20 protein-coding genes are annotated in these 20,976 nt (G+C 71.1%); 7 read left to right on the forward strand and 13 right to left on the reverse strand.

The window, feature by feature from the left end; all coding sequences use genetic code 11:
* Nucleotides 1-26 precede the first annotated feature (26 nt).
* The 3 genes from CXR04_RS09355 to CXR04_RS09365 all read left to right on the forward strand — a co-directional run bounded on the left by CXR04_RS09355 (nucleotide 27) and on the right by CXR04_RS09365 (nucleotide 4,332).
* Nucleotides 27-881: a 3-hydroxyacyl-CoA dehydrogenase family protein gene (locus tag CXR04_RS09355; RefSeq protein WP_101421396.1), complete on the forward strand. Its 855-nt coding sequence runs from the start codon at nucleotides 27-29 to the stop codon at nucleotides 879-881.
* A 321-nt stretch (nucleotides 882-1,202) separates the two neighbouring features.
* A complete protein-coding gene (locus tag CXR04_RS09360) occupies nucleotides 1,203-1,487 on the forward strand; it encodes an STAS domain-containing protein (protein ID WP_047020398.1) in 285 nt (94 codons plus the stop codon).
* Between the two features lie 109 nt (nucleotides 1,488-1,596).
* Complete coding sequence (locus CXR04_RS09365; RefSeq protein ID WP_101421397.1) at nucleotides 1,597-4,332, forward strand: ATP-binding protein; 2,736 nt, start codon at nucleotides 1,597-1,599, stop codon at nucleotides 4,330-4,332.
* A gap of 116 nt (nucleotides 4,333-4,448) precedes the next feature.
* Here CXR04_RS09365 and nucS read toward each other — a convergent pair whose 3' ends face one another.
* A complete protein-coding gene (gene nucS, locus CXR04_RS09370; RefSeq protein WP_047018161.1) occupies nucleotides 4,449-5,120 on the reverse strand; it encodes an endonuclease NucS in 672 nt (223 codons plus the stop codon).
* 217 nt (nucleotides 5,121-5,337) lie between these two features.
* On the opposite strand from nucS, the gene CXR04_RS09375 reads away from it, so the two are divergent.
* Complete coding sequence (locus CXR04_RS09375; RefSeq protein ID WP_101421398.1) at nucleotides 5,338-5,730, forward strand: SCO5389 family protein; 393 nt, start codon at nucleotides 5,338-5,340, stop codon at nucleotides 5,728-5,730.
* Between the two features lie 67 nt (nucleotides 5,731-5,797).
* Here the strand turns inward: CXR04_RS09375 and CXR04_RS09380 are convergent, their stop codons facing one another.
* The gene (locus CXR04_RS09380; RefSeq protein WP_101421399.1) at nucleotides 5,798-6,829 is read right to left on the reverse strand and encodes an LLM class flavin-dependent oxidoreductase; all 1,032 of its coding nucleotides are present in this window, start codon (nucleotides 6,827-6,829) and stop codon (nucleotides 5,798-5,800) included.
* Between the two features lie 199 nt (nucleotides 6,830-7,028).
* Between CXR04_RS09380 and CXR04_RS09385 the strand changes: the two genes are divergently transcribed.
* From CXR04_RS09385 to CXR04_RS09395, 3 genes are all read left to right on the forward strand, one after another.
* Nucleotides 7,029-7,355, forward strand: coding sequence for an ATP/GTP-binding protein (locus tag CXR04_RS09385; protein WP_101421400.1), 327 nt, complete (start codon nucleotides 7,029-7,031; stop codon nucleotides 7,353-7,355).
* A gap of 254 nt (nucleotides 7,356-7,609) precedes the next feature.
* Nucleotides 7,610-8,863, forward strand: a complete 1,254-nt coding sequence (locus tag CXR04_RS09390; RefSeq protein ID WP_101421401.1) for a glycoside hydrolase family 18 protein — start codon at nucleotides 7,610-7,612, stop codon at nucleotides 8,861-8,863.
* A gap of 315 nt (nucleotides 8,864-9,178) precedes the next feature.
* Nucleotides 9,179-10,933: a glycoside hydrolase family 18 chitinase gene (locus CXR04_RS09395; protein ID WP_234380730.1), complete on the forward strand. Its 1,755-nt coding sequence runs from the start codon at nucleotides 9,179-9,181 to the stop codon at nucleotides 10,931-10,933.
* Between the two features lie 99 nt (nucleotides 10,934-11,032).
* Here the strand turns inward: CXR04_RS09395 and CXR04_RS09400 are convergent, their stop codons facing one another.
* The 11 genes from CXR04_RS09400 to CXR04_RS09450 form a co-directional block, all read right to left on the reverse strand.
* A complete protein-coding gene (locus CXR04_RS09400) occupies nucleotides 11,033-11,473 on the reverse strand; it encodes a DUF2550 domain-containing protein (protein WP_018842171.1) in 441 nt (146 codons plus the stop codon).
* 36 nt (nucleotides 11,474-11,509) lie between these two features.
* The gene (locus tag CXR04_RS09405; protein WP_101421403.1) at nucleotides 11,510-11,890 is read right to left on the reverse strand and encodes a F0F1 ATP synthase subunit epsilon; all 381 of its coding nucleotides are present in this window, start codon (nucleotides 11,888-11,890) and stop codon (nucleotides 11,510-11,512) included.
* Between the two features lie 110 nt (nucleotides 11,891-12,000).
* The gene (atpD, locus tag CXR04_RS09410; protein WP_101421404.1) at nucleotides 12,001-13,452 is read right to left on the reverse strand and encodes a F0F1 ATP synthase subunit beta; all 1,452 of its coding nucleotides are present in this window, start codon (nucleotides 13,450-13,452) and stop codon (nucleotides 12,001-12,003) included.
* A gap of 2 nt (nucleotides 13,453-13,454) precedes the next feature.
* Nucleotides 13,455-14,396 (reverse strand): F0F1 ATP synthase subunit gamma, encoded by a 942-nt coding sequence (locus CXR04_RS09415; protein ID WP_101421405.1) that lies wholly within the window; start codon nucleotides 14,394-14,396, stop codon nucleotides 13,455-13,457.
* A gap of 2 nt (nucleotides 14,397-14,398) precedes the next feature.
* Nucleotides 14,399-15,970 carry a F0F1 ATP synthase subunit alpha gene (atpA, locus tag CXR04_RS09420; RefSeq protein ID WP_101421406.1) on the reverse strand — a complete coding sequence of 524 codons (1,572 nt, stop codon included), beginning with the start codon at nucleotides 15,968-15,970 and terminating at the stop codon, nucleotides 14,399-14,401.
* A 104-nt stretch (nucleotides 15,971-16,074) separates the two neighbouring features.
* Nucleotides 16,075-16,890 (reverse strand): F0F1 ATP synthase subunit delta, encoded by an 816-nt coding sequence (locus CXR04_RS09425; protein ID WP_101421407.1) that lies wholly within the window; start codon nucleotides 16,888-16,890, stop codon nucleotides 16,075-16,077.
* Between the two features lie 58 nt (nucleotides 16,891-16,948).
* The gene (locus CXR04_RS09430) at nucleotides 16,949-17,515 is read right to left on the reverse strand and encodes a F0F1 ATP synthase subunit B (RefSeq protein ID WP_101421408.1); all 567 of its coding nucleotides are present in this window, start codon (nucleotides 17,513-17,515) and stop codon (nucleotides 16,949-16,951) included.
* Nucleotides 17,516-17,544: 29 nt separating this feature from the next.
* On the reverse strand, nucleotides 17,545-17,790 hold the full coding sequence (gene atpE / locus CXR04_RS09435; protein ID WP_101421409.1) for an ATP synthase F0 subunit C: 246 nt from the start codon (nucleotides 17,788-17,790) through the stop codon (nucleotides 17,545-17,547).
* Between the two features lie 81 nt (nucleotides 17,791-17,871).
* The gene (atpB, locus tag CXR04_RS09440; protein WP_101421410.1) at nucleotides 17,872-18,582 is read right to left on the reverse strand and encodes a F0F1 ATP synthase subunit A; all 711 of its coding nucleotides are present in this window, start codon (nucleotides 18,580-18,582) and stop codon (nucleotides 17,872-17,874) included.
* A 304-nt stretch (nucleotides 18,583-18,886) separates the two neighbouring features.
* Nucleotides 18,887-19,336, reverse strand: coding sequence for a hypothetical protein (locus tag CXR04_RS09445; RefSeq protein ID WP_101421411.1), 450 nt, complete (start codon nucleotides 19,334-19,336; stop codon nucleotides 18,887-18,889).
* Between the two features lie 257 nt (nucleotides 19,337-19,593).
* On the reverse strand, nucleotides 19,594-20,967 hold the full coding sequence (locus CXR04_RS09450) for an MraY family glycosyltransferase (protein ID WP_101421412.1): 1,374 nt from the start codon (nucleotides 20,965-20,967) through the stop codon (nucleotides 19,594-19,596).
* Nucleotides 20,968-20,976: the final 9 nt, after the last annotated feature.

A 20,976-nucleotide genomic window follows, 5' to 3' on the forward strand; every position in this document is an offset into this window, starting at 1 on the left:
ACGAGCCGTATAGCGAGGGAACCACCGTGGAATCCGCCGGAAAGCTCGCCGTCGTCGGAGCCGGACTCATGGGGTCCGGTATCGCCCAGGTCGCCGCCCAGGCCGGCTGGCACGTCGTGCTGCGCGACCTCACCGACGAGGCGCTGGCGCGCGGCGCGGACGGCATCAAGGGCTCGTACGAGAAGTTCGTCGCGAAGGGCAAGCTGGACGCGGCCACCGCCGAGCAGGCGCTCGCCCGGATCACCACCACCACCGACCTCGACGCCGCCGCCGACGCGGACATCGTGGTCGAGGCGGTCTTCGAACGGCTCGACGTCAAGCAGGACATCTTCCGCGCCCTCGACGGCCTGGTGCGCGACGACGCGGTGCTCGCCTCCAACACCTCCGCGATCCCCCTCACCAAGATCGCGGCGGTCACCGCCCGCCCCGAACGCGTCGTCGGCACGCACTTCTTCTCGCCGGTCCCCATGATGGGGCTCTGCGAGCTGGTACGGGGCCTGAAGACCAGCGACGACACCCTCGCCCGCGCCCGGGCCTTCGCCGAATCCACCGGCAAGACCTGCATCGTCGCCAACCGCGACGTGGCCGGCTTCGTGACCACGCGGCTGATCACCGCGCTCGTCGTCGAGGCCGTCAAGCTGTACGAGTCGGGTGTCGCCACCGCGGAGGACATCGACGTCGCCTGCCGGCTCGGCTTCGGCCACGCCATGGGGCCGCTCGCCACCGCCGACCTGACCGGCGTCGACATCCTGCTGCACGCCGCCGAGAACATCTACACCGAGACCCAGGACGAGAAGTTCGCGCCGCCGGAGCTGATGCGCCGCATGGTCGACGCCGGCGACATCGGCCGCAAGAGCGGCCGCGGCTTCTACGAGCACTGACCCCGGGCCGTCCGCCGCCCGGTGCGGCCGGGGCGGGTACCGGCGTCCCCCACAGGGGTGAAATCGGTACGGATACCCGTACAGACGGCAACCCGGGACCGTCCAGGACAGTCAGACCTATAGAGGAACCGGCACGGACTCGGCATCACGACCACGAGAACCCGCAGACGGGGAGCGCACATGTTTGAGGCGGAGGGCCGCGACAGCGCCCCGCCCTACCACCACCCGGCCCGCCATCGCGCGGGCCCCGCACGCAGGGCCGCCCGCCGCCCCGTCCCCGACGGCGCCGCGGACGGCACGGGCCCCGGGGCGCCCGCGTACATCAAAGGGGACTGCGCGGAACTGACCGTCGGGGGCTGCCTCGACGTGCGCAGCGCGGCCGACGCCCGGGTCGCCCTGCACCGGGCCGTCGACGAGGGCCGCGGCGACCTGGTCCTCGACCTCACCGACCTGGACTCCTGGGACGCCACCGGGCTCGGTGTCATCATGGGGGCACACCGCAGGGCGGGACGGGCCGATCGCCGGCTCGTGCTGCGCGGGGTGCCGCCGCAGATGCAGCGACTGCTGGTGGCCACGCGGCTCCACCGCATCCTCACGATTCAGTGAACAAACGGCGTCGTCGGGGCGTCCCCCCTCGGAGATCGCCCGGCGGAGGTCATAGGGTTTCCGGGCCGGGGAGCGGCACGGCGTAGGACGGCGGGCAGGGGGCTTCGCGATGGACCCGAACACGGGCCATGGACAGGACGGCACACCCGAGGGCATATCCCCGCCCGCGGGCTCTTCCCCGGGTTCGTACCCCGGCGAGCCGGCGCACACGCACCCCGATCCGGAAGAACCGGGGGCCGCGTACCCGGAGCACGACGGCGGCGCGGGCGGGTACGGGGACGACGGCACGGGGGCGTTCCCCGGCGAGGAGCCCGTGCGGCCGTACGCCGACGAGGCGTTGCGCCCCTACGTCGAGGAATCCGACGCGACCGCGGGCCCGCCCGCCGTCTCCGCCCCCGGCTCCTTCCCCGGCCCGCTCCCCGGCTCCGGCGGCAAGGGCGGCGGCCGCGGGCGTCCCGGCGACGGCCTCTCCCCCGGCGCGCGCCCTGGCCCGGCCCGTACGGCCCGCGTCATCGCCGGCGAGTACCGGCTCACCGTCAACCCCGTCGACGGCACCCACGCCGAGCTGTGCCCGCCCGCGGAACGCCCGGGGCCGCCGCGCCGGATGACCCCGGAGGAGCGCGCCGAGCACCGCAGGCCGCCGTCGCCGCCGCCGGGCCCCGCCGGGCCGCAACTGCCGCTGCTGGAGCGCGACGAGATCCGCGAGCGGCTGGTGCGCCTGCTCTCCCGCGGCCGTTCCGTCCGCCTCACCGGCCCCTCGGGCTCCGGCCGCACCGCGCTGCTGGAGGCCGTCGCCGCCGACTGCGCCGAGCTGGCGCCGGACGGCGTCATCCGGCTGAACGGCCGGGCCCGTACCCCCACCGATCTGCGCTACGAACTGTGCGCCGCCGTCTACGAGCTGACCGGCCGGCGCCCCGACCCCGGCCACCTGGCCGAGCTGCTGCCGCAGATCGGCGCGGTCGTGGTGCTCGACGACGCCGAGTTCGGCGGCACCGCGCTCGAAGAGCTGCTGGACGCCACCCCCGAGTGCGCGTACCTGATCGCCGTCACCCCCGACGTCGCCGGGCCGACGGCGGCCTCGTACCTCGAAGAGGTCGCGCTGCCGGGCCTCGGCCGGGCCGCCTGCATGCAGTTGCTGGAGCGCGCCGGGCGGCTGCCGCTCGGCGACGAGGAGCGCACCTGGGCCGCGGACCTGTGGTTCGAGTCGGAGGGGCTGCCGCTGCGCTTCGTGCAGGCCGGTGCGGTGCTGCGGCTCGCAGGTCCTGGCGCGGGCGAGCCGCTGCCGACGCTGGCCGAGAGCGCCGCGCCGGCCGCGCTGCTGGCGTCACGGCTCAGCGACGCGGCCCGTACCGCGCTGCGCTTCGCCGTGGCGCTCGGCGGCGTCTTCCCGCACCACGCGCAGTTGCCCGCGCTCGCCGGCGAGGCGCTGGCCGACACCGCGCTCGCCGAACTCGCCGGCTGCGGGCTGGTCTCCGGCGGCCTCGGCCGCTACCGGCTGGCCGCGGGCGTCTCCGCCCAGTTGACCGCCGCGGGCTACGCCCTGCCGGCCGAGGGCGGCCAGGACCCGGCGCTCACCGCCGCGCAGCACTACGCCTGGTGGTCCGCGCACCGCTCGGTGACCCCGGAGACGGTCGCGGACGACGCGGACGCCATCCTCGCCGTGCTCGGCGGCCTCGTCGCCGACCGGGAAGGCACCACCGCCTCCACCGCGGTGCTGCTCGCGCGCGCCGCCGCGCCCGCGTTCGCCGCGGCGCTGCGCTGGAGCGCCTGGGAGCGGGCGCTGCGGTACGGGCAGGAGGCGGCCCGGCGCGCGGGCGAGGTCGCGGCGGAGGCGTACTTCCACCACGAGCTGGGCGTGCTGGCGCTGTGCACGGGCAACACCGCCCGGGCGCGGGCCGAGCTGGAGGCGGCGCTCGCGTTGCGCGGGGCGATCTCCGACCGCGGCGGCGAGATCGCCAGCAGGCGCGCGCTCGCGCTGGTCACGCACGGTGCAGGCAGCGAGGCGGTGACGGCGGCGCTGCCGGTGGTGCCGGCCGGCACCACCTCCGTACCGGAGGGGGCGGCGGCGTTCGACGAGCCGGGCGAGGGCGCCGAGCGGCCCACCGTGCTCATCTCCCCGTCCTCGGGCGGCACGGAGACGACCGTGACGCCCACGGTCCGCGGGCCGGGCGCCGAGGCGGCGTCCGCGTCCAAGCGCAACCTGATCGCGGCGGGCGCCGGCGCGCTGCTCGTCGCGGTGCTCGGCACGGTGGTGACCCTGGGCATGGCGGGCAGCGACGACCCGCCCGCCGACCGGGTCGAGGTGGAGCGCTCGGCCGCCGCGGACGACGACGGGCTGCCCACCGAGGAGCCGTCCCGCAGCCCGTCCTCGGAGTCGGCCCCGCCGACGCCGGAGTCGTCCGCTCCGGAGCCGTCCGAGGAGTGGACGGACACCGGCGACGAGACGAGCAGCGCGCCGCCGCAGAGCCCGTCGAGCAGTTCGCCGGGTACGCCGTCGGGCAGCGGTTCGTCGTCGGACGGCGGGTCCTCGAAGGGCGGTACGTCGAACGGCGGCGGTACGGACACGGGCGGCGGCAGCAGCGGCACGCAGAACGGCGGCGCGACGACAGACGGCGGTACGACCCAGAACGGCGGCACCACCGACGACGGGGGCACCACCGACGACGGCGGGACGACGGACGACGGCGGGACGACCGACGACGGGGGCACCACCGACGACGGCGGGACCACCGACAACGGCGGCACCACCGACAACGGCGGGACGGTGGAGGGCACGACCACCACCGGCACCGACTCGGCGGCATCCGGCGAAGCGGACGGCGCCCCGTCCGGCGACGCGGCCTGACGCCGGCCGCGACGGCCCCGTGAGCCCGTAAGTCAGCGGTTTCGTACGGGGGGACGGCCCCGTACCGGCCGCGGAGCCGTACGGGGCCGCCGGCGGGCGCGGCGAACGCCCCCGGGTCAGAACAGCTTCAGCTTGCCGTCGTCCGTTCCGCGCAGCGCGTCGTAGTCCAGCACCGCGCACTCGATCCCGCGGTCCGCGGCCAGCACCCGCGCCTGCGGCTTGATCTCCTGCGCCGCGAACACCCCCCGCACCGGGGCCAGCAGCGGGTCGCGGTTCAGCAGGTCGAGATAGCGGGTGAGCTGCTCCACCCCGTCGATCTCGCCGCGCCGCTTGATCTCCACCGCGACGGTCGTCCCCTTCTCGTCGCGGCCCAGGATGTCCACGGGGCCGATCGCCGTGGGGTACTCGCGCCGGATGAGGGTCCAGCCCTCGCCCAGCGCCTCCATGCGGTCGGCGAGCAGTTCCTGGAGGTGCGCCTCCACCCCGTCCTTGACCAGGCCCGGGTCGACGCCCAGTTCGTGCGACGAGTCGTGCAGCAATTCCTCGATCGTAATGATCAATTTTTCGCCTGCCTTGTTCTCGACCGTCCACACGGCGACACCGTCCTGTTCACCTTCTTTCAGAGTGCACGGCGGTGACATCCAGTTGAGGGGCTTGTACGCACGGTCGTCGGCATGGACGGAGACGCTGCCGTCTGCTTTGACCAGGATCAGCCGGGGCGCGGAGGCGAGGTGGGCGGTGAGCCGCCCGGCGTAGTCGACGGAGCAGCGGGCGATGACGAGGCGCATGGCGCACCACGCTACTCGACTCCTGGCACACACAGCGATCTGACCCCTGATGCACCTTTCGGTAATGGCCAGTTGTGTACGCGTTCTTGTGGTGGAGCGGCATCCTCCGCCCTACGGTGGAAGCAGTCGGTCGCCATATGGGCACCGAGAGTGGTGATCGTCGTACCTGTCCGGTCAGGCCCCGCCCGAACCCCGCGGGGCTGCGAGAGGAGAATCCATGTCGCTGGACGTCCCACCTGCTCTGCTCGATCAAGCCGAGCGGGGCGAGGTCGACGAAAGGGAGTTTGTCGACTGCGTCCGGACCTCGCTTCCCTATGCCTGGGACATGATCAGTTCCCTGGTGGCACAACTGAAGGTCGACGGCGGAAACTTCGCCGACAACCAGGTACCGCCCCCGGACGAGCACGCCCGCGGCCAGCTCCTGCGCGCGCTCGCCAGCAATGCGATACGGGGGGCGCTGGAGCGCCACTTCGGCGTCCGGCTCGCTTTCCAGAACTGTCATCGCGTGGCGGTCTTCCCCCTGGAAGCCTCGGCAGAGGAGCCGCTGGCCCGCTTCACCTCTGTGCGGGCGCAGTTGCTCAACCAGTCACCGGAGCTGCGTGACTGCTGACGGGCCCCAGGACACCCCCCACGCTGCCGCTCCCCACGCCGTCCGCTCGCGCCGCCCCCTCGGGTGGTCAGCGAGCGAGGAGCGGCAGCACCTCCGCACCGATACGCCGTACGTTCCGCTCGGTGGCGCCCAGCTCCCCCGAGCCCTCCACGAGCAGCGCGAAGCGCGTGATGCCGGTACGTTCCGCGGTCGCCGCCAGCCGGTCGGCACAGAGCCGCGGCGGGCCCACCGGGTGCAGCGCGCACAGCAGTTCCGTGTACGCCTCCGGATCGCGCATCGGACGCCTTCTGCCGTCCACCGTCTCCATCGCCCCCACGCCGCTGCGGAGGGCCCCCGGCAGGGCCGTGCGCAGCAGCTCCGCCGCGCCCTCCGGGGTGTCGTCGACCTGGGCGACGCCGGCCGAGACGTGGCCCGCCGCGTCGATCGCCTCCGGGCTCATCCCGGCCTCCCGCGCGGTACGCCGCCACAGCCGCACCATCTCCGCCTTCTCCTCGTCGCCGCAGTGCATCCCGAGCAGCATCGGCAGCCCGCGTCCCGCGGCGAGCCGGACGGTGCCGGGCGAGGTGCAGGCGACGAGCACCGGTACGTCCTCCGCGCCGTGCAGCGCCTCGGCCGGCCGGGGCACGACGGCGACCTCGCGGAACGCGTACCGGTCGCCGCCGGCCCCGACCCGCGGTTCACGCAGCCAGCGCAGCAGCAGGTCCAGCGACTCGGGGAAGTCGCTCTCGTACGCCGCGAGCCCGGTGCCGAAGACCTCCAGGTCCACCCAGGGCCCGCCGCGCCCGACGCCGAGGACGAAGCGCCCCTGCGCGGCGTGGTGCAGCAGCGCGGCCTGCTCGCCGAGGGCGACGGGGTGCTGGGTGGGCAGCACACTGACGGCGGTGCCGACGCGGATCCGGCTGGTGCGGCCGAGGAGCAGCGCGGCGAGGGTGACGGCCGAGGGGCAGGTGCCGTACGGGATGAAGTGGTGCTCGGCGAGCCAGACGGAGTCGAGCCCCGCCTCCTCCGCCGCGACGCCCGTCCGCACGGCGCGGTGCAGGGCGTCGCCCTGTCCCTGGCCGGGGAACTGGGCGCCGAGCACGAACGAGCCGATGTGCATCCTGCCCCCTGTGTACCGATGGTGCTGTCGCGCGCGGGGTACGAACGGCCCGTCACCTGCGGCGACGGGGCGCAACCCCGAAGTCGTCTTCATTGTTGGCGATCGACGGGTGAATCGTCATTCTTTGTACCCGGGGCTGGACTTCGCACCCCGTACCCTGGTAAGGCATTCCGTCACGACGATCTTCCGAGGTGCCGACGTGTCCCCCCGCCGGAACAAGCCGCACTCCCGCGGCGCCGCCCGTCCGTCCGCGGACGACGACCTCGCCGGCCGCGTCGGCACGCCCGACGCGGCGGACTACGGGGGCGAGGAGTTCCTCGTCCGCCGCGTCGCCGGCTCCGCGGCCGACAAGAGCTACCGCTGCCCGGGCTGCGACCAGGAGATCCGCCCCGGCACGCCGCACGTGGTGGCGTGGCCCGAGCACCGCGGCGCGGACCTGCGCCGGCACTGGCACACGGCCTGCTGGAACGCGCGCGACCGCCGCGGCACCCGGCCGCAGCGCTCGCGGAACGCCCCGCGCCACTGACACGCGCCGCTGACGCCCGGACCACCGGCGCCCGGACCACCGGCACCCGCGCCACCGGCGCCCGCGCCCGCCTGCCCGTAAGGCACCGCTCGCGGCGGACCGCGCAAACCCCCTGTGGTCCAGACCTATTGACGATTGGTGCAGACCTTCCCTACGCTCGCCCATCACTGCGGTGAGCATGACATTCGCATGCCCACCGGGCGACGCAGGTCCCACCCCCACACATATCCGGACCTAGCTCGAGGAGCACGCCCTTGAGATCCCCCCACGTACGCACCCGCACCCGCGTCATCGGCATCCTGCTGACCCTGGCGCTCGCGATCCCGCTCACCGTGCTGGCCACCCTGGCGCCGTCGAGCACCGCCGGTGCCGCGACGACCCCCGCGGGCCCCAAGGCCGCCGGCGTGAAGATGGGTTACTTCACCGAGTGGGGCGTCTACGACCGCAACTACCACGTGAAGAACATGGACACCTCCGGCACGGCGGAGAAGATCAACACCATCAACTACGCCTTCGGCAACGTCCAGGGCGGCCGCTGCACCATGGGCGACTCCTTCGCGGCCACCGAGAAGAGCTACACCGCCGACCAGAGCGTCGACGGCGTGGCCGACACCTGGGACCAGCCGCTGCGCGGCAACTTCAACCAACTGCTCAAGCTGAAGAAGAAGTACCCGCAGATCAGGATTCTCTGGTCCTTCGGCGGCTGGACCTGGTCCGGCGGCTTCACCCAGGCCATGCAGAACCCCGCGGCCTTCGCGCAGTCCTGCTACGACCTGGTCAACGACCCGCGCTGGCAGGGCCTGTTCGACGGCATCGACCTGGACTGGGAGTACCCCAACGCCTGCGGGCTGAGCTGCGACAGCAGCGGTCCCGCGGTGATGAAGGACATGATGCAGGCGTTCCGCGGCAAGTTCGGCGACCAGTTGGTGACGGCGGCCGTGACCGCCGACGCCTCCGCCGGCGGGAAGATCGAGGCCGCCGACTACGCCGGCGCGGCCCAGTACGTCGACTGGTACAACGTCATGACGTACGACTTCTTCGGCGCCTGGGACGCCCAGGGCCCCACCGCCCCGCACTCGCCGCTCGCCTCGTACGACGGCATCCCGAAGCAGGGCTTCGACTCCACCGCGGCGATCGAGAAGTTCAAGGCCGCCGGCGTCCCGGCGAACAAGCTGCTCCTGGGCATCGGCTTCTACGGCCGCGGCTGGACCGGCGTGACCCAGGCCGAGCCCGGCGGCACCGCGACCGGGCCCGCGCAGGGCAAGTACGAGCAGGGCATCGACGACTACAAGGAGCTGAAGGGCAGGTGCCCCGCCACCGGCACCGTCGGCGGCACCGCGTACGCCCACTGCGGCAACCAGTGGTGGAGCTACGACACCCCGCAGACCATCGGCGGGAAGATGTCCTACGCCAAGCAGCAGGGCCTCGGCGGCGCGTTCATCTGGGAGCTGAGCGGTGACACCGCGAACGGCGAGCTGATGTCCGCCGTCAACAGCGGCCTCGGCTGAGGCCGTTCGGCCGGCCGCCGCGCCGGCCGGAGCCCGGGACGGTGGTGTCGCCCCCGCCGACCCGGGCTTCTTCCATTTGGTCCAGACCTATTGACCGCATTGGTATGTACCAATAGCCTCCCTGGCGAGTGAGTGTCATGGCATGAACAAGAATCTGGCTCGTGTACGACGGGCGGCCGTACGCGCGGACGCGCCGCCCGCACCTGACGGAACGGCACTCGACGAGGGAGACACACCTTGAGATCCCCCACCGGCAGTCGCCTGCTGAGACGCGCCACGGCCATCGTGGCCGCCGTGGCCATCCCGCTCGCCGCCATGGTCGGACTCGCCAGCCCCGCCCAGGCGGCCGGGGCGACCGCGACGTACCAGAAGGCATCAGACTGGGGCACCGGCTTCGAGGGCAGGTGGACGGTGAAGAACACCGGCACCGCGCCCCTCTCCTCCTGGTCCATTTCCTGGGACTTCCCCGCCGGCACCAGCGTCACATCCTCCTGGGACGCGGACGTCACCAGCACCGGCACCCGCTGGACCGCCAAGAACAAGTCCTACAACGGCAGCCTGGCCCCGGGCGCCAGCCTCACCTTCGGCTTCAACGGCTCGGGCAGCGGCGGCGGCAACGTCACCAACTGCACCCTGAACGGCGACCCCTGCGACGGCGGCGGCGTCCCCGGCGACAGCGCCCCCTCGGCTCCCGGCACGCCCAGCGCCGGGACCATCACCGACACCTCCGTCGCGCTGAGCTGGACGGCGGCCACCGACGACAAGGGGATCAAGAACTACGACGTGTACCGCGGCAGCACCAAGGTCGCCACGGTCACCGACACCAAGTACACGGACACCGGCCTGACCGCCGGCACCCCGTACACCTACAGCGTCCGCGCACGCGACACCGCGGACCAGGTCGGCCCCTCCAGCGGCTCGCGAACCGTCACCACGACGGGCGGCGGCGGCCCCGGCGGCGGCAAGATCAAGATGGGGTACTTCACCGAGTGGGGCGTCTACCAGCGCAACTACCACGCGAAGAACCTCGACACCTCCGGCACGGCGCAGAAGATCAACACCATCAACTACGCCTTCGGCAACGTCCAGAACGGCCGCTGCACCATGGGCGACTCCTACGCCGCGATCGAGAAGGCGTACGGCGCCGGCGAGAGCGTCGACGGCGTGGCCGACACCTGGGACCAGCCGCTGCGCGGCAACTTCAACCAACTGCTCAAGCTGAAGAAGAAGTACCCGCACATCAGGATCCTCTGGTCCTTCGGCGGCTGGACCTGGTCCGGCGGCTTCACCCAGGCCATGCAGAACCCCGCGGCCTTCGCCCAGTCCTGCTACGACCTGGTCAACGACCCGCGCTGGCAGGGCCTGTTCGACGGCATCGACCTGGACTGGGAGTACCCCAACGCCTGCGGTCTCACCTGTGACAGCAGCGGCCCGGCCGTCATGAAGAACATGATGCAGGCGTTCCGCGCGAAGTTCGGCAACAAGCTCCTCACCGCCGCCATCACGGCCGACCCCTCCAGCGGCGGGAAGATCGACAAGGCCGACTACGCCGGCGCGGCCCAGTACGTCGACTGGTACAACGTCATGACGTACGACTTCTTCGGCGCCTGGGACGCCCAGGGCCCCACCGCCCCGCACTCGCCCCTCACCTCGTACGACGGCATCCCGATCGCCGCGTTCAACTCCGACGCCGCGATCCAGAAGCTGAAGGGCATGGGCATCCCGTCGAGCAAGCTGCTGCTCGGCGTCGGCTTCTACGGCCGCGGCTGGACCGGCGTGACGCAGAGCGCACCCGGCGGCAGCGCGACCGGACCCGCACCCGGCAAGTACGAGCAGGGCATCGACGACTACAAGGAGCTGAAAGCCAGGTGCCCGGCCACCGGAACGGTCGCGGGCACGGCGTACGCCCACTGCGGCAACCAGTGGTGGAGCTACGACACCCCGGCGACACTCACCGCGAAGATGACCTACGCCAAGAACCAGAACCTCGGCGGCGCGTTCATCTGGGAACTCAGCGGTGACACCGCCAACGGCGAGCTGATGACCGCGGTCCACAACGGTCTCGGCTGACCCTCAGACGGGCCTGAGCCCGGGGTATCCGGCGTGCGCTCGCCTCCCCGCCCCGGGTTCAGGCCCTTTCCCGTTCCCACGGACGAGTCTCCTCAGGCGCTACGCCACGTTGACGCGCTGTCCTGGAGGGGCCGCCTCCAGCCAGGCGAGAAAGCCGGTGAGCGCGTCCTCGCTCATCGCCAGCTCGATCCGGTCCTCGTCGTGCCGGCAGGCCAGCACCACGGCGTCGGAGAGCAGGGCGAGCTCCTCCTCGCCCGCGGGGGCCCGGCGCTCCAGCACCTCGATGCCGTCCCGCCGCAGCACGCGGCGCGGCCTCGGTGCGTACGAGAAGACGCGGAACCACTCGATGACGTCACCGCTGTAGCGGGCGACGCCGTACGCCCAGCCCTTCCCCGGCCGGTCGGCGCGGGCGGACCAGCGCAGGCTGCAGTCGAAGGTGCCGCCGGCCCGCTGGATGAGACGGCGGCGCAAGCCGAAGAGGAAGAGGCCGAGCAGCAGCAGGGCGACCACCGCCCCGGCCAGCAGCAAAGCGAGGAACATCTCCACAGACCTCCTCGCCGCTCCTCTCGCGTGGCCTCAGTGACCCGCCACGGCCCGGAGCCGCACTTCCGCGCGTCGCTCCGCTCCCGCGTCCGCGTCGGCTTTGGCCCGGTCCAGGGCGCGCTCCGCACGCTCCACGTCGATCTCGTCGGAGAGCTCGGCGATCTCGGCGAGCAGCGAGAGCTTGTTGTCAGCGAAGGAGATGAAGCCGCCGTGCACGGCCGCCAGGACCGTGCCCTCGCCGCTGGCGCCCGTCGTACGGATCGTCACCGGGCCGGACTCCAGCACCGTGAGCAGCGGCTGGTGTCCGGGCATGATGCCGATGTCACCGGACGGGGTGCGCGCGATGACCCGGCTGGCCTCGCCGGACCAGACGCTACGGTCCGCGGCGACCAACTCGACGTGCAGCTCGGCCACGATGGCTCCTCAACTGGGGTTTAGCAGAGAATAACTGGTTTGCGGGCCGGGGGCGGGGCGAACCCCGCCCCCGGTTGGCTCGGAGCCGGTGAAAACCGCGGGCGCACCGGTCAGGAGACGCCCAGCTCCTTCGCCTTGGCCTTCAGGTCCTCCAGGCCACCGCACATGAAGAACGCCTGCTCGGGGAAGTGGTCGTACTCGCCGTCGGCGATCGCGTTGAACGCGGCGATCGACTCGTCCAGCGGCACGTCGGATCCGTCGAGACCGGTGAACTGCTTCGCCGCGTGGGTGTTCTGCGACAGGAAGCGCTCGATCCGGCGGGCGCGGGAGACGGTGAGCTTGTCCTCCTCGGACAGCTCGTCCATACCCAGAATGGCGATGATGTCCTGGAGATCCTTGTACTTCTGCAGGATCGCCTTCACACGCGTGGCGCACTCGTAGTGCTCCTGCGCGATGTAGCGCGGGTCGAGCACCCGGGAGGTGGAGGCCAGCGGGTCCACCGCGGGGTAGATGCCCTTCTCCGAGATCGGACGGGACAGCTCCGTCGTCGCGTCGAGGTGGGCGAAGGTGGTCGCCGGGGCCGGGTCGGTGTAGTCGTCCGCGGGCACGTAGATCGCCTGCATCGAGGTGATCGAGTGGCCTCGGGTCGAGGTGATCCGCTCCTGGAGCAGGCCCATCTCGTCCGCCAGGTTCGGCTGGTAGCCCACCGCGGAGGGCATGCGGCCCAGCAGGGTGGAGACCTCGGAGCCGGCCTGGGTGAAGCGGAAGATGTTGTCGATGAAGAACAGCACGTCCTGCTTCTGCACGTCGCGGAAGTACTCCGCCATCGTCAGACCGGCCAGGGCGACGCGCAGCCGGGTGCCCGGCGGCTCGTCCATCTGCCCGAAGACCAGCGCGGTCTGCGGCAGCACGCCGGACTCGGCCATCTCCGCGATCAGGTCGTTGCCCTCACGGGTGCGCTCGCCGACGCCGGCGAACACCGAGACGCCCTCGTGCAGCTTGGCCACACGCATGATCATCTCTTGGATGAGCACGGTCTTGCCGACGCCCGCGCCGCCGAACAGGCCGATCTTGCCGCCCTTGACGTACGGGGTGAGCAGGTCGACGACCTTCAGACCGGTCTCGAACATCTCGGTCTTGGCTTCGAGCTGGTCGAACGGGGGCGCCGTGCGGTGGATCGCCCAGCGCTCCTGGATCTCCGAGTCGTCGACCTCGTCGTTGAGGATCTCACCCAGGGTGTTGAACACGCGGCCCTTGGTGACGTCGCCGACGGGGACCGTCAGGCCCTCGCCGCTGTCGGTCACCGGGGCCTGGCGGACCAGGCCGTCGGTGGGCTGCATCGAGATGGCGCGGACCACGCCCTCGCCGAGGTGCTGCGCGACCTCCAGGGTCAGCACCTTGATCTCGCCCGCGTGGGCGGGGTCGGCGACCTCAACGGTCAGCGCGTTGTAGATGTCGGGCATCGCGTCGACGGGGAACTCCACGTCGACGACCGGGCCGATGACCCGCGCGACGCGGCCGGTCGCCGTGGCCTTCGCTTCGGTGGTCGTAGCAGTGGTCATGATTATCGGTCACTCCCCGCAGAGGCGTCGGCCAGGGCGTTCGCGCCACCGACGATCTCGCTGATTTCCTGGGTGATTTCGGCCTGGCGGGCCTGGTTGGCAAGCCGTGTGAGCGACTTGATGAGCTCCTCGGCGTTGTCCGTCGCCGACTTCATCGCACGGCGCGTGGCGGCGTGCTTGGAGGCGGCCGACTGCAGCAGCGCGTTGTAGATCCGGCTCTCGACGTACCGCGGCAGCAGCGCGTCGAGCACGCCGTCCGCGGACGGCTCGAAGTCGTACAGCGCGTGGTACTCCTGCTCCTTCTTGCGCGCCTCCTCGAAGACCTCCGCGGAGTCCGCGGCGGTCTTCTCGAAGACGATCGGGAGCAGCCGCCTGTCCACCGCGGTCTGCGTCATCATCGAGTGGAACTCGGTGTAGACGATGTGGATCTCGTCCACGCCGCCCTCCGAGGTCTCCTTGCTCAGCGCCGCGATGAGCGGCGCGGCCACCCGCTTCGCGTCCGCGTACGTCGGGTTGTCGGTGAAGCCGGTCCAGGACTCGGCCACCCGCCGCTCGCGGAAGCCGAAGTAGGACACGCCCTTGCGGCCGACGATGAAGTGGTCGACCTGCCTGCCCTCGCCGGTCAGCCGGTTGGTCAGCGCCTCGGTCTGCTTGATGGCGTTGGAGTTGTAGCCGCCGGCCAGACCGCGGTCGCTGGTGATCATCAGCACCGCGGCCCGCACCGGCCGCTCCACCTCGGTGGTCAGCGGGTGCTTGGTCTCGGAGCCCGCGGCCACCGCCGTGACGGCGCTGGTCAGCTCGGTCGCGTACGGGGTGGAGGCCGCCACCTGGCGCTGCGCCTTGACGACGCGCGAGGCGGCGATCATCTCCATCGCCCTGGTGATCTTCTTGGTCGCAGAGACGCTACGGATCCGCCTCTTGTAGACCCGCATCTGGGCGCCCATGCTCAGCCCTCGCCCAGCAGCTTGCCGTCCGAGGTCTCGAACTGCCGCTTGAAGGACTCGACGGCCTCGCGGAGCGCCTCGATGGTCTCGTCGGGCATCTTGCCGCCCTCACGGATGCCGGTGAGCAGGTCCTTGCTCTCCCGGTGCAGATGGTCGAGCAGCTCGCGCTCGAACCGCTTGACGTCCGCGACGGGCACGTCGTCCAGGATGCCGTTGGTGCCGGACCACACGGACACGACCTGGTCCTCGGTGGGGAAGGGCGCGTACTGCGGCTGCTTCATCAGCTCCATCATCCGCTGGCCCCGCTCCAGGGCCGCCTTGGAGGCGGCGTCCAGGTCGGAGCCGAAGGCGGCGAACGCCTCCAGCTCGCGGAACTGCGCCAGGTCCAGCTTCAGCCGTCCGGAGACCTGCCGGATCGCCCTGTGCTGGGCGGCGCCACCGACGCGGGAGACGGAGATACCGACGTTCAGCGCCGGGCGCTGGCCCGAGTTGAACAGGTCGGACTCCAGGAAGCACTGGCCGTCGGTGATGGAGATCACGTTGGTCGGGATGTACGCCGACACGTCGTTCGCCTTGGTCTCGATGACCGGCAGGCCCGTCATCGAGCCGGCGCCCATGTCGTCCGAGAGCTTGGCGCAGCGCTCCAGCAGCCGGGAGTGCAGGTAGAAGACGTCACCGGGGTACGCCTCGCGGCCCGGCGGGCGGCGCAGCAGCAGCGACACGGCGCGGTACGCCTCGGCCTGCTTGGACAGGTCGTCGAAGATGATCAGGACGTGCTTGCCCTGGTACATCCAGTGCTGGCCGATGGCCGAGCCGGTGTAGGGGGCCAGGTACTTGAAGCCCGCCGGGTCGGACGCCGGGGCCGCCACGATCGTGGTGTACTCCAGCGCACCGGCCTCCTCCAGCGCGCCGCGCACGCCGGCGATGGTGGAGCCCTTCTGGCCGATCGCCACGTAGATGCAGCGGACCTGCTTGTTCGGGTCGCCGGAGCGCCAGTTGTCGCGCTGGTTGATGATCGTGTCGATACCGAGGGCGGTCTTGCCCGTCTGCCGGTCACCGATGATCAACTGGCGCTGGCCGCGGCCGATGGGGGTCATTGCGTCGACGGCCTTGTAGCCGGTCTCCATCGGCTCGTGCACCGACTTGCGCTGCATGACCGAGGGAGCCTGCAGCTCCAGCGCACGGCGGCCCTCGGTCGCGATCTCGCCGAGGCCGTCCACCGCATTGCCCAGGGGGTCGACGACCCGGCCCAGGTAACCGTCGCCGACCGGCACGGAGAGGACCTCTCCGGTACGGGTGACCGGCTGCCCCTCCTCGATGCCCCTGAACTCGCCGAGGACGACCGCACCGATCTCCCGCTCCTCCAGGTTGAGGGCGAGGCCGAGGGTGCCGTCCTCGAACTTCAGCAGCTCGTTCGCCATCGCCGAGGGCAGCCCCTCGATCTTGGCGATGCCGTCCATGGCCTGCGATACCGTGCCGACCTCTTCGCGCGAGGCCGCGTCCGGCTGGTACGACTGGACATAACTCTCCAGCGCGTCCCGGATCTCCTCCGGCCGGATCGTGAGCTCCGCCATCTGGGTTCCCTGCTCTCCTTGTTGGGCCCGTAAGTTCTTGCGTCCACGGCCCAACTCGGGCCGCTGGTGATGCTCTGGAGTTGGTGTGTGACGGTGGGTGACCGTCAGCCCCGCATACCGCGCTTCACCTCGTCGAGGCGGTCGGCGACGGAGCCGTTGATGACCTCGTCGCCCACCCGCACCGAGATCCCGCCGAGGACCGCGGGGTCCACGTCCAGGTTCAGGTGCATGTCCCGGCCGTACAGCCGGGCAAGCGCGGCGCCCAGGCGCTCCTTCTGCCCGTCGCTGAGCGGCACGGCGGTGGACACGACCGCGACCATCCGGTCCCGGCGCTCCGCGGCGAGCTTGGACAGGGCCTCCAGGCCCCCTTCCAGGCTACGACCCCGCGGCCGTTCGACGAGCCGCACGACCAGCCGCTCGGTGACCGGGTTGGCCCGGCCGCCCAGCAGCGTGTGCAGCAGCCCGGCCTTGGCGGCTCCGGTGCCCACCCGGTCGGTGAGCGCCCCGCGGAGCTGCTTGTCGCCCGTGACGATCCGGCCGAACCGGAACAGCTCGTCCTCCACCTCGTCGAGCTGCCCCGCCCGCTGCGCGGCGGTGAGGTCCGCGGTGTCGGCGAGCTCCTCAAGCACGTCGACCAGGTCACGCGCCCGCGACCAGCGGGCCCGTACCATCCCGGCGACCAGGTCGGCGGCCTCGCCGCCGATCTGCCCGCCGAGGATCCGGCGGACCAGCTCGGCCTTGGCCTCGCCGGGCTGCGCCGGGTCGGTCAGCGCCCGCCGCAGCGTCACCTCGCGGTCCAGCAGGACGGTCACGGCGGCCAGCTCTCCGGCCAGCTCCGCCGCGTCGACCGAGGTGCTGTCGGTCAGCGCGTCGAGCTGCTCCCTGGCGGCGGCCAGCGCCTCGCGGCTCGCTCCGTTCATCGGTCTCGCTCCTCGTCTCGCTCGCTGGCGCTCGCTCGACTCGTCGCCGTTCCGGCGTTCACGCCCCGGCCTCGGCCTTCGTCCCGGACTGGGCGGCGGCCTTGGCCTCCAGCTCGTCCAGGAACCGGTCGACGACGCGGCTCTGCCGGGCGTGGTCCTCCAGGGACTCGCCGACCAGCCGGCCGGCCAGCTCGGTGGCCAGCGCGCCGACGTCCTGGCGCAGCGCCAGCGAAGCGGCCTTCTTGTCGGCCTCGACCTGGGCGTGACCGGCAGCGATGATCTCCTCACGCTGCCGCTGGCCCTCGGCCCGCATCTCGGCGATGAGGGCCGAACCCTGCTCGCGAGCCTCCTCGCGCAGCCGGTTGGCCTCGTGCCGGGCCTCGGCGAGCTGGGCCTTGTACTGGTCGAGCGTCTGCTCCGCCTCGATCTGGGCGGCCTCGGCCTTCTCCATGCCGCCTTCGATGGCCGCCTTGCGCTCCTCAAGCACCTCGTTGATACGCGGCAGGAGCTTCTTGGCCAGCAGGCCGAAGACGATGAGGAAGGCGATCAGGCCGATGACGAGTTCCGGCAACGGCGGGATGAGAGGGTTCTGATCCCCTGATGCCGCGATCTGCTGGAGGTTCACATCGGTGCCTTTCGTCGGAAGGAGTCCGCTCAGGACGGGTAAACGAACGGCAGGACGATGCCGATGAGGGCAAGCGCCTCACAGAAGGCGAAGCCCAGGATCATGTTCTGCCGGATCAGGCCGACGGCCTCGGGCTGGCGGGCCATGGCCTGCACACCGTTACCGAAGATGTAGCCGATGCCGATGCCGGGGCCGACCGCGGCGAGGCCGTAGCCGATGGAGCCGAGGTTGCCCTTGATCCCGGCGGTGGCGGCGAGAGTCTCCATGACAGCCATGGGTGTTTCTTCCTTCTCTTCTACGGGCCGGTGGGGGTTGGCCACCGGACGATTCGGGGTGGTGCGGGTGGTGCGGTGACCTCAGTGCGCCTCTTCGAGCGCGCCCGAGATGTAGCTGGCGGTCAGCACGACGAACACGTATGCCTGGACGGCCTGGATGAACAGCTCGAAGGCGACCATCACCAGCACCATCACGAAGGCCACGGGCGCGTAGGCGAAGCCCCAACTGTTCATGAAGAACCAGGTGGCGATGGTGAACATCACGAGCAGCAGGTGGCCGGCGAACATGTTCGCGAAGAGCCGCACCGCGTGCGTGAAGGGCCGCACGAGCACGTTGGAGAAGAACTCGATCAGCATGACCAGCGGCAGCACGCCGCCCAGCGACTTGTCGTACCCGGTGAGGTTCTTGAACCCGCCGGCGAAGCCGTGCCGCTTGAAGGTCAGGGACATCCAGGTCACCCAGACCAGGATCGCCAGCGCGGCGGGGAAGGCGATGATCGAGGTCACCGGGAACTGCGCGAGCGGGATGACCGACCAGAGATTCATCAGCCAGATGAAGAAGAAGAGGGAGACCAGCAGCGGCACCCACTTCTCGCCTTCCTTCTTGCCGATGGTCTCGTAGACGATGCCGCGGCGGACGAAGTCGTAGCCCGACTCGGCGACCATCTGCAGCTTGCCCGGGACGACCTTGGGGCTGGCGAATGCCTTCCAGAAGAAGACGCAGAGCACCAGCGTCGTCACCAGCGCCAGCAGGATCGGCTTGTTGAACTCGAAGCCGCCGATCGTGAACATCGGCTTGAAGACGAACGAGTGCAGGCCGGGGGACTGGAAGCCGCAACCACCTTCAACGAAGATCTTGCAACTCGCGTCGAAAGCGAGCGTCGTATCAGCAGCACTCACCGGCGAGCTCCTTCGGCGTGACGCATGGCTACGGCAACCTCAATGTGTCGGTGTTGTGCACCGCTGGAGAGCGGTACGTGACAGGACGGGATACGGCCGGCGGGGTGCGGTGCGGCCCTGCGGCCCACTGCGCACGCACGCACCGGCGCGGCAGGGGGACCATAGCAGTCGCGGATCACTGCTCGGCCAGCGGGTCTCATCGCCCGGCCTCGGTGGCTGTACCGGAGCGCTGTTCACCCGCTCCGGTTTCTCGCTCCGGTTCCACGTACGGCAACTTCAGCCGGAAGTGGGTACGGCCCATGGCGGCGGTGAACACCAGTGCCGCGACGAGCACCGTGAAGCCGAACGCCTTGGTGTTGAAGAGCGTCGTGTCCCTGAACAGGCCCATGACGACGGCGAGCAGCAACACCTGCGAGGTGTAGGTGATCAGCGCGATCCCGAGGAACAGCTCGGGGTTCTTGCGCGAGAAGTGCTGGAGTGCGAAGAGGCCGAGACCGAAGAAGGCTAGGACCACCACGGTGGCTGCGGCGGCTCCCACACCGCCCTTCACACCGGCCGCGAGTGAACTGATGATCACTGCGACGACGCCGGCGAGGGCGGTCGGGATCGCGGCGCCACGGAGGATCCGGGCGTCGTTGACCTGCATAAGAGGAGTCTCCGGCGGGAGTCGGGAGCAACTGGTCGACGGTGACGAGCGTGTCCCCGGGGCGGGTGCACCGCATCGAGGGGCATCGCGCCAGAGAACCGTCGCACTACGGTCCTTCGGCTCTGCACCGGGTTCTCGTGAACGGTATCACAAGCATCTTGACCCGAGCTTTACTCAGGAAGTGTGCTGCCCGTCACACGAAGGGGCTACGTCGGCCACGTCGCTCCGCCCACCTGGAGATATGCCTGCTACGGGGGTCAATGTCCGGCCCGGCGCCAGCGCGAGCGCTCCCCCACGGCCGTGGAACCGCTGATGCCCGCCGGCACGAGTTCGTGCTCCTGTGAATTCGGCGCACCATTCGTCCCGTTCGTCCCGTTCGCCGCAGCTCCGCCCGCCGGCGCCGGGTCGCCCTGCGGACCCGTACCGTCGCCCGGGCCCTCGCCGCCGGGGCCGTTGCCGGTGTCCCCGGGGCGCCGGTAGCGCGGCGGTACGAGCCTGTTGGCCCAGGACGGCGTCTTCGGGGCGAACCGCGGCAGCAGCAACAGCACCAGACCCGCGGCGCTCAACCCGACGGCCACCAGCACCACCCACACGTTGTCGGCCTGCACCGAGAACGCCACCATCCCGAACGCGACCAGCGCCGAGAAGAAGTACATGAGCAGCACGGCCCGCATGTGCGAGTGGCCCATCTCCAGCAGCCGGTGGTGCAGGTGCCCCCGGTCGGCCGCGAACGGCGACTGGCCGCGCCACGTGCGCCGGACGACGGCCAGCACCAGGTCAAGCATCGGGATCGCCAGGATCGTCAGCGGCAGCACCAGCGGGATGAACACCGGCACCGTCGAGCGCACCGCCTCCTTCTCGCTGCCCGCGAAGACCTTCAGCGCGTCCGGGTCCACCTGACCGGTGATGGAGATCGCCCCGGCGGCCAGCACCAGACCCAGCAGCATCGATCCCGAGTCGCCCATGAAGATCCGCGCCGGGTGCACGTTGTGCGGCAGGAAGCCGACGCACATGCCCAGCAGCACGGCGGAGAAGAGCGCTGCGGGGGCGGCGGCCTCGATCCCGTAGCCGAACCAGATGCGGTACGCGTAGATGAAGAACGCCGCCGAGGCGATGCCCACCATGCCGGCGGCAAGACCGTCGAGGCCGTCCACGAAGTTGACGGCGTTGATCGAGATGACGACGAGCGCGACCGTCAGCAGCGTGCCCTGCATCGGCGTCAGCACCACCGTGCCCACGCCCGGGACCGGGATCCACAGGATCGTGAGGCCCTGGAGCACCATGACGCCCGCGGCGATCATCTGCGCGCCGAGCTTGAGCAGGGCGTCCACGCCCCATTTGTCGTCCAGCACGCCGATCAGCCAGATCAGCGCGGCGCCGGACAGCAGCGCCTTGGGCTCGTTGAGCTCGAAGACCCGCTCGAAGGCTTGCAACTGCGACGCGACCAGCAGCGCAGCGCACATCCCGCCGAACATGGCGATGCCGCCGAGTCTCGGCGTCGGCTCGCTGTGCACGTCACGGTCCCGGATTTCCGGCATCGCGCCGGCCGCGATCGCGAACTTCCGCACCGGGCCGGTCAGCAGATACGTGACAGCGGCTGCGATGCACAGCGTCAGCAGGTATTCACGCACAAGCTGCCC

Origin of the sequence: Streptomyces sp. CMB-StM0423, assembly GCF_002847285.1 — a bacterium.
Classification (GTDB): domain Bacteria; phylum Actinomycetota; class Actinomycetes; order Streptomycetales; family Streptomycetaceae; genus Streptomyces.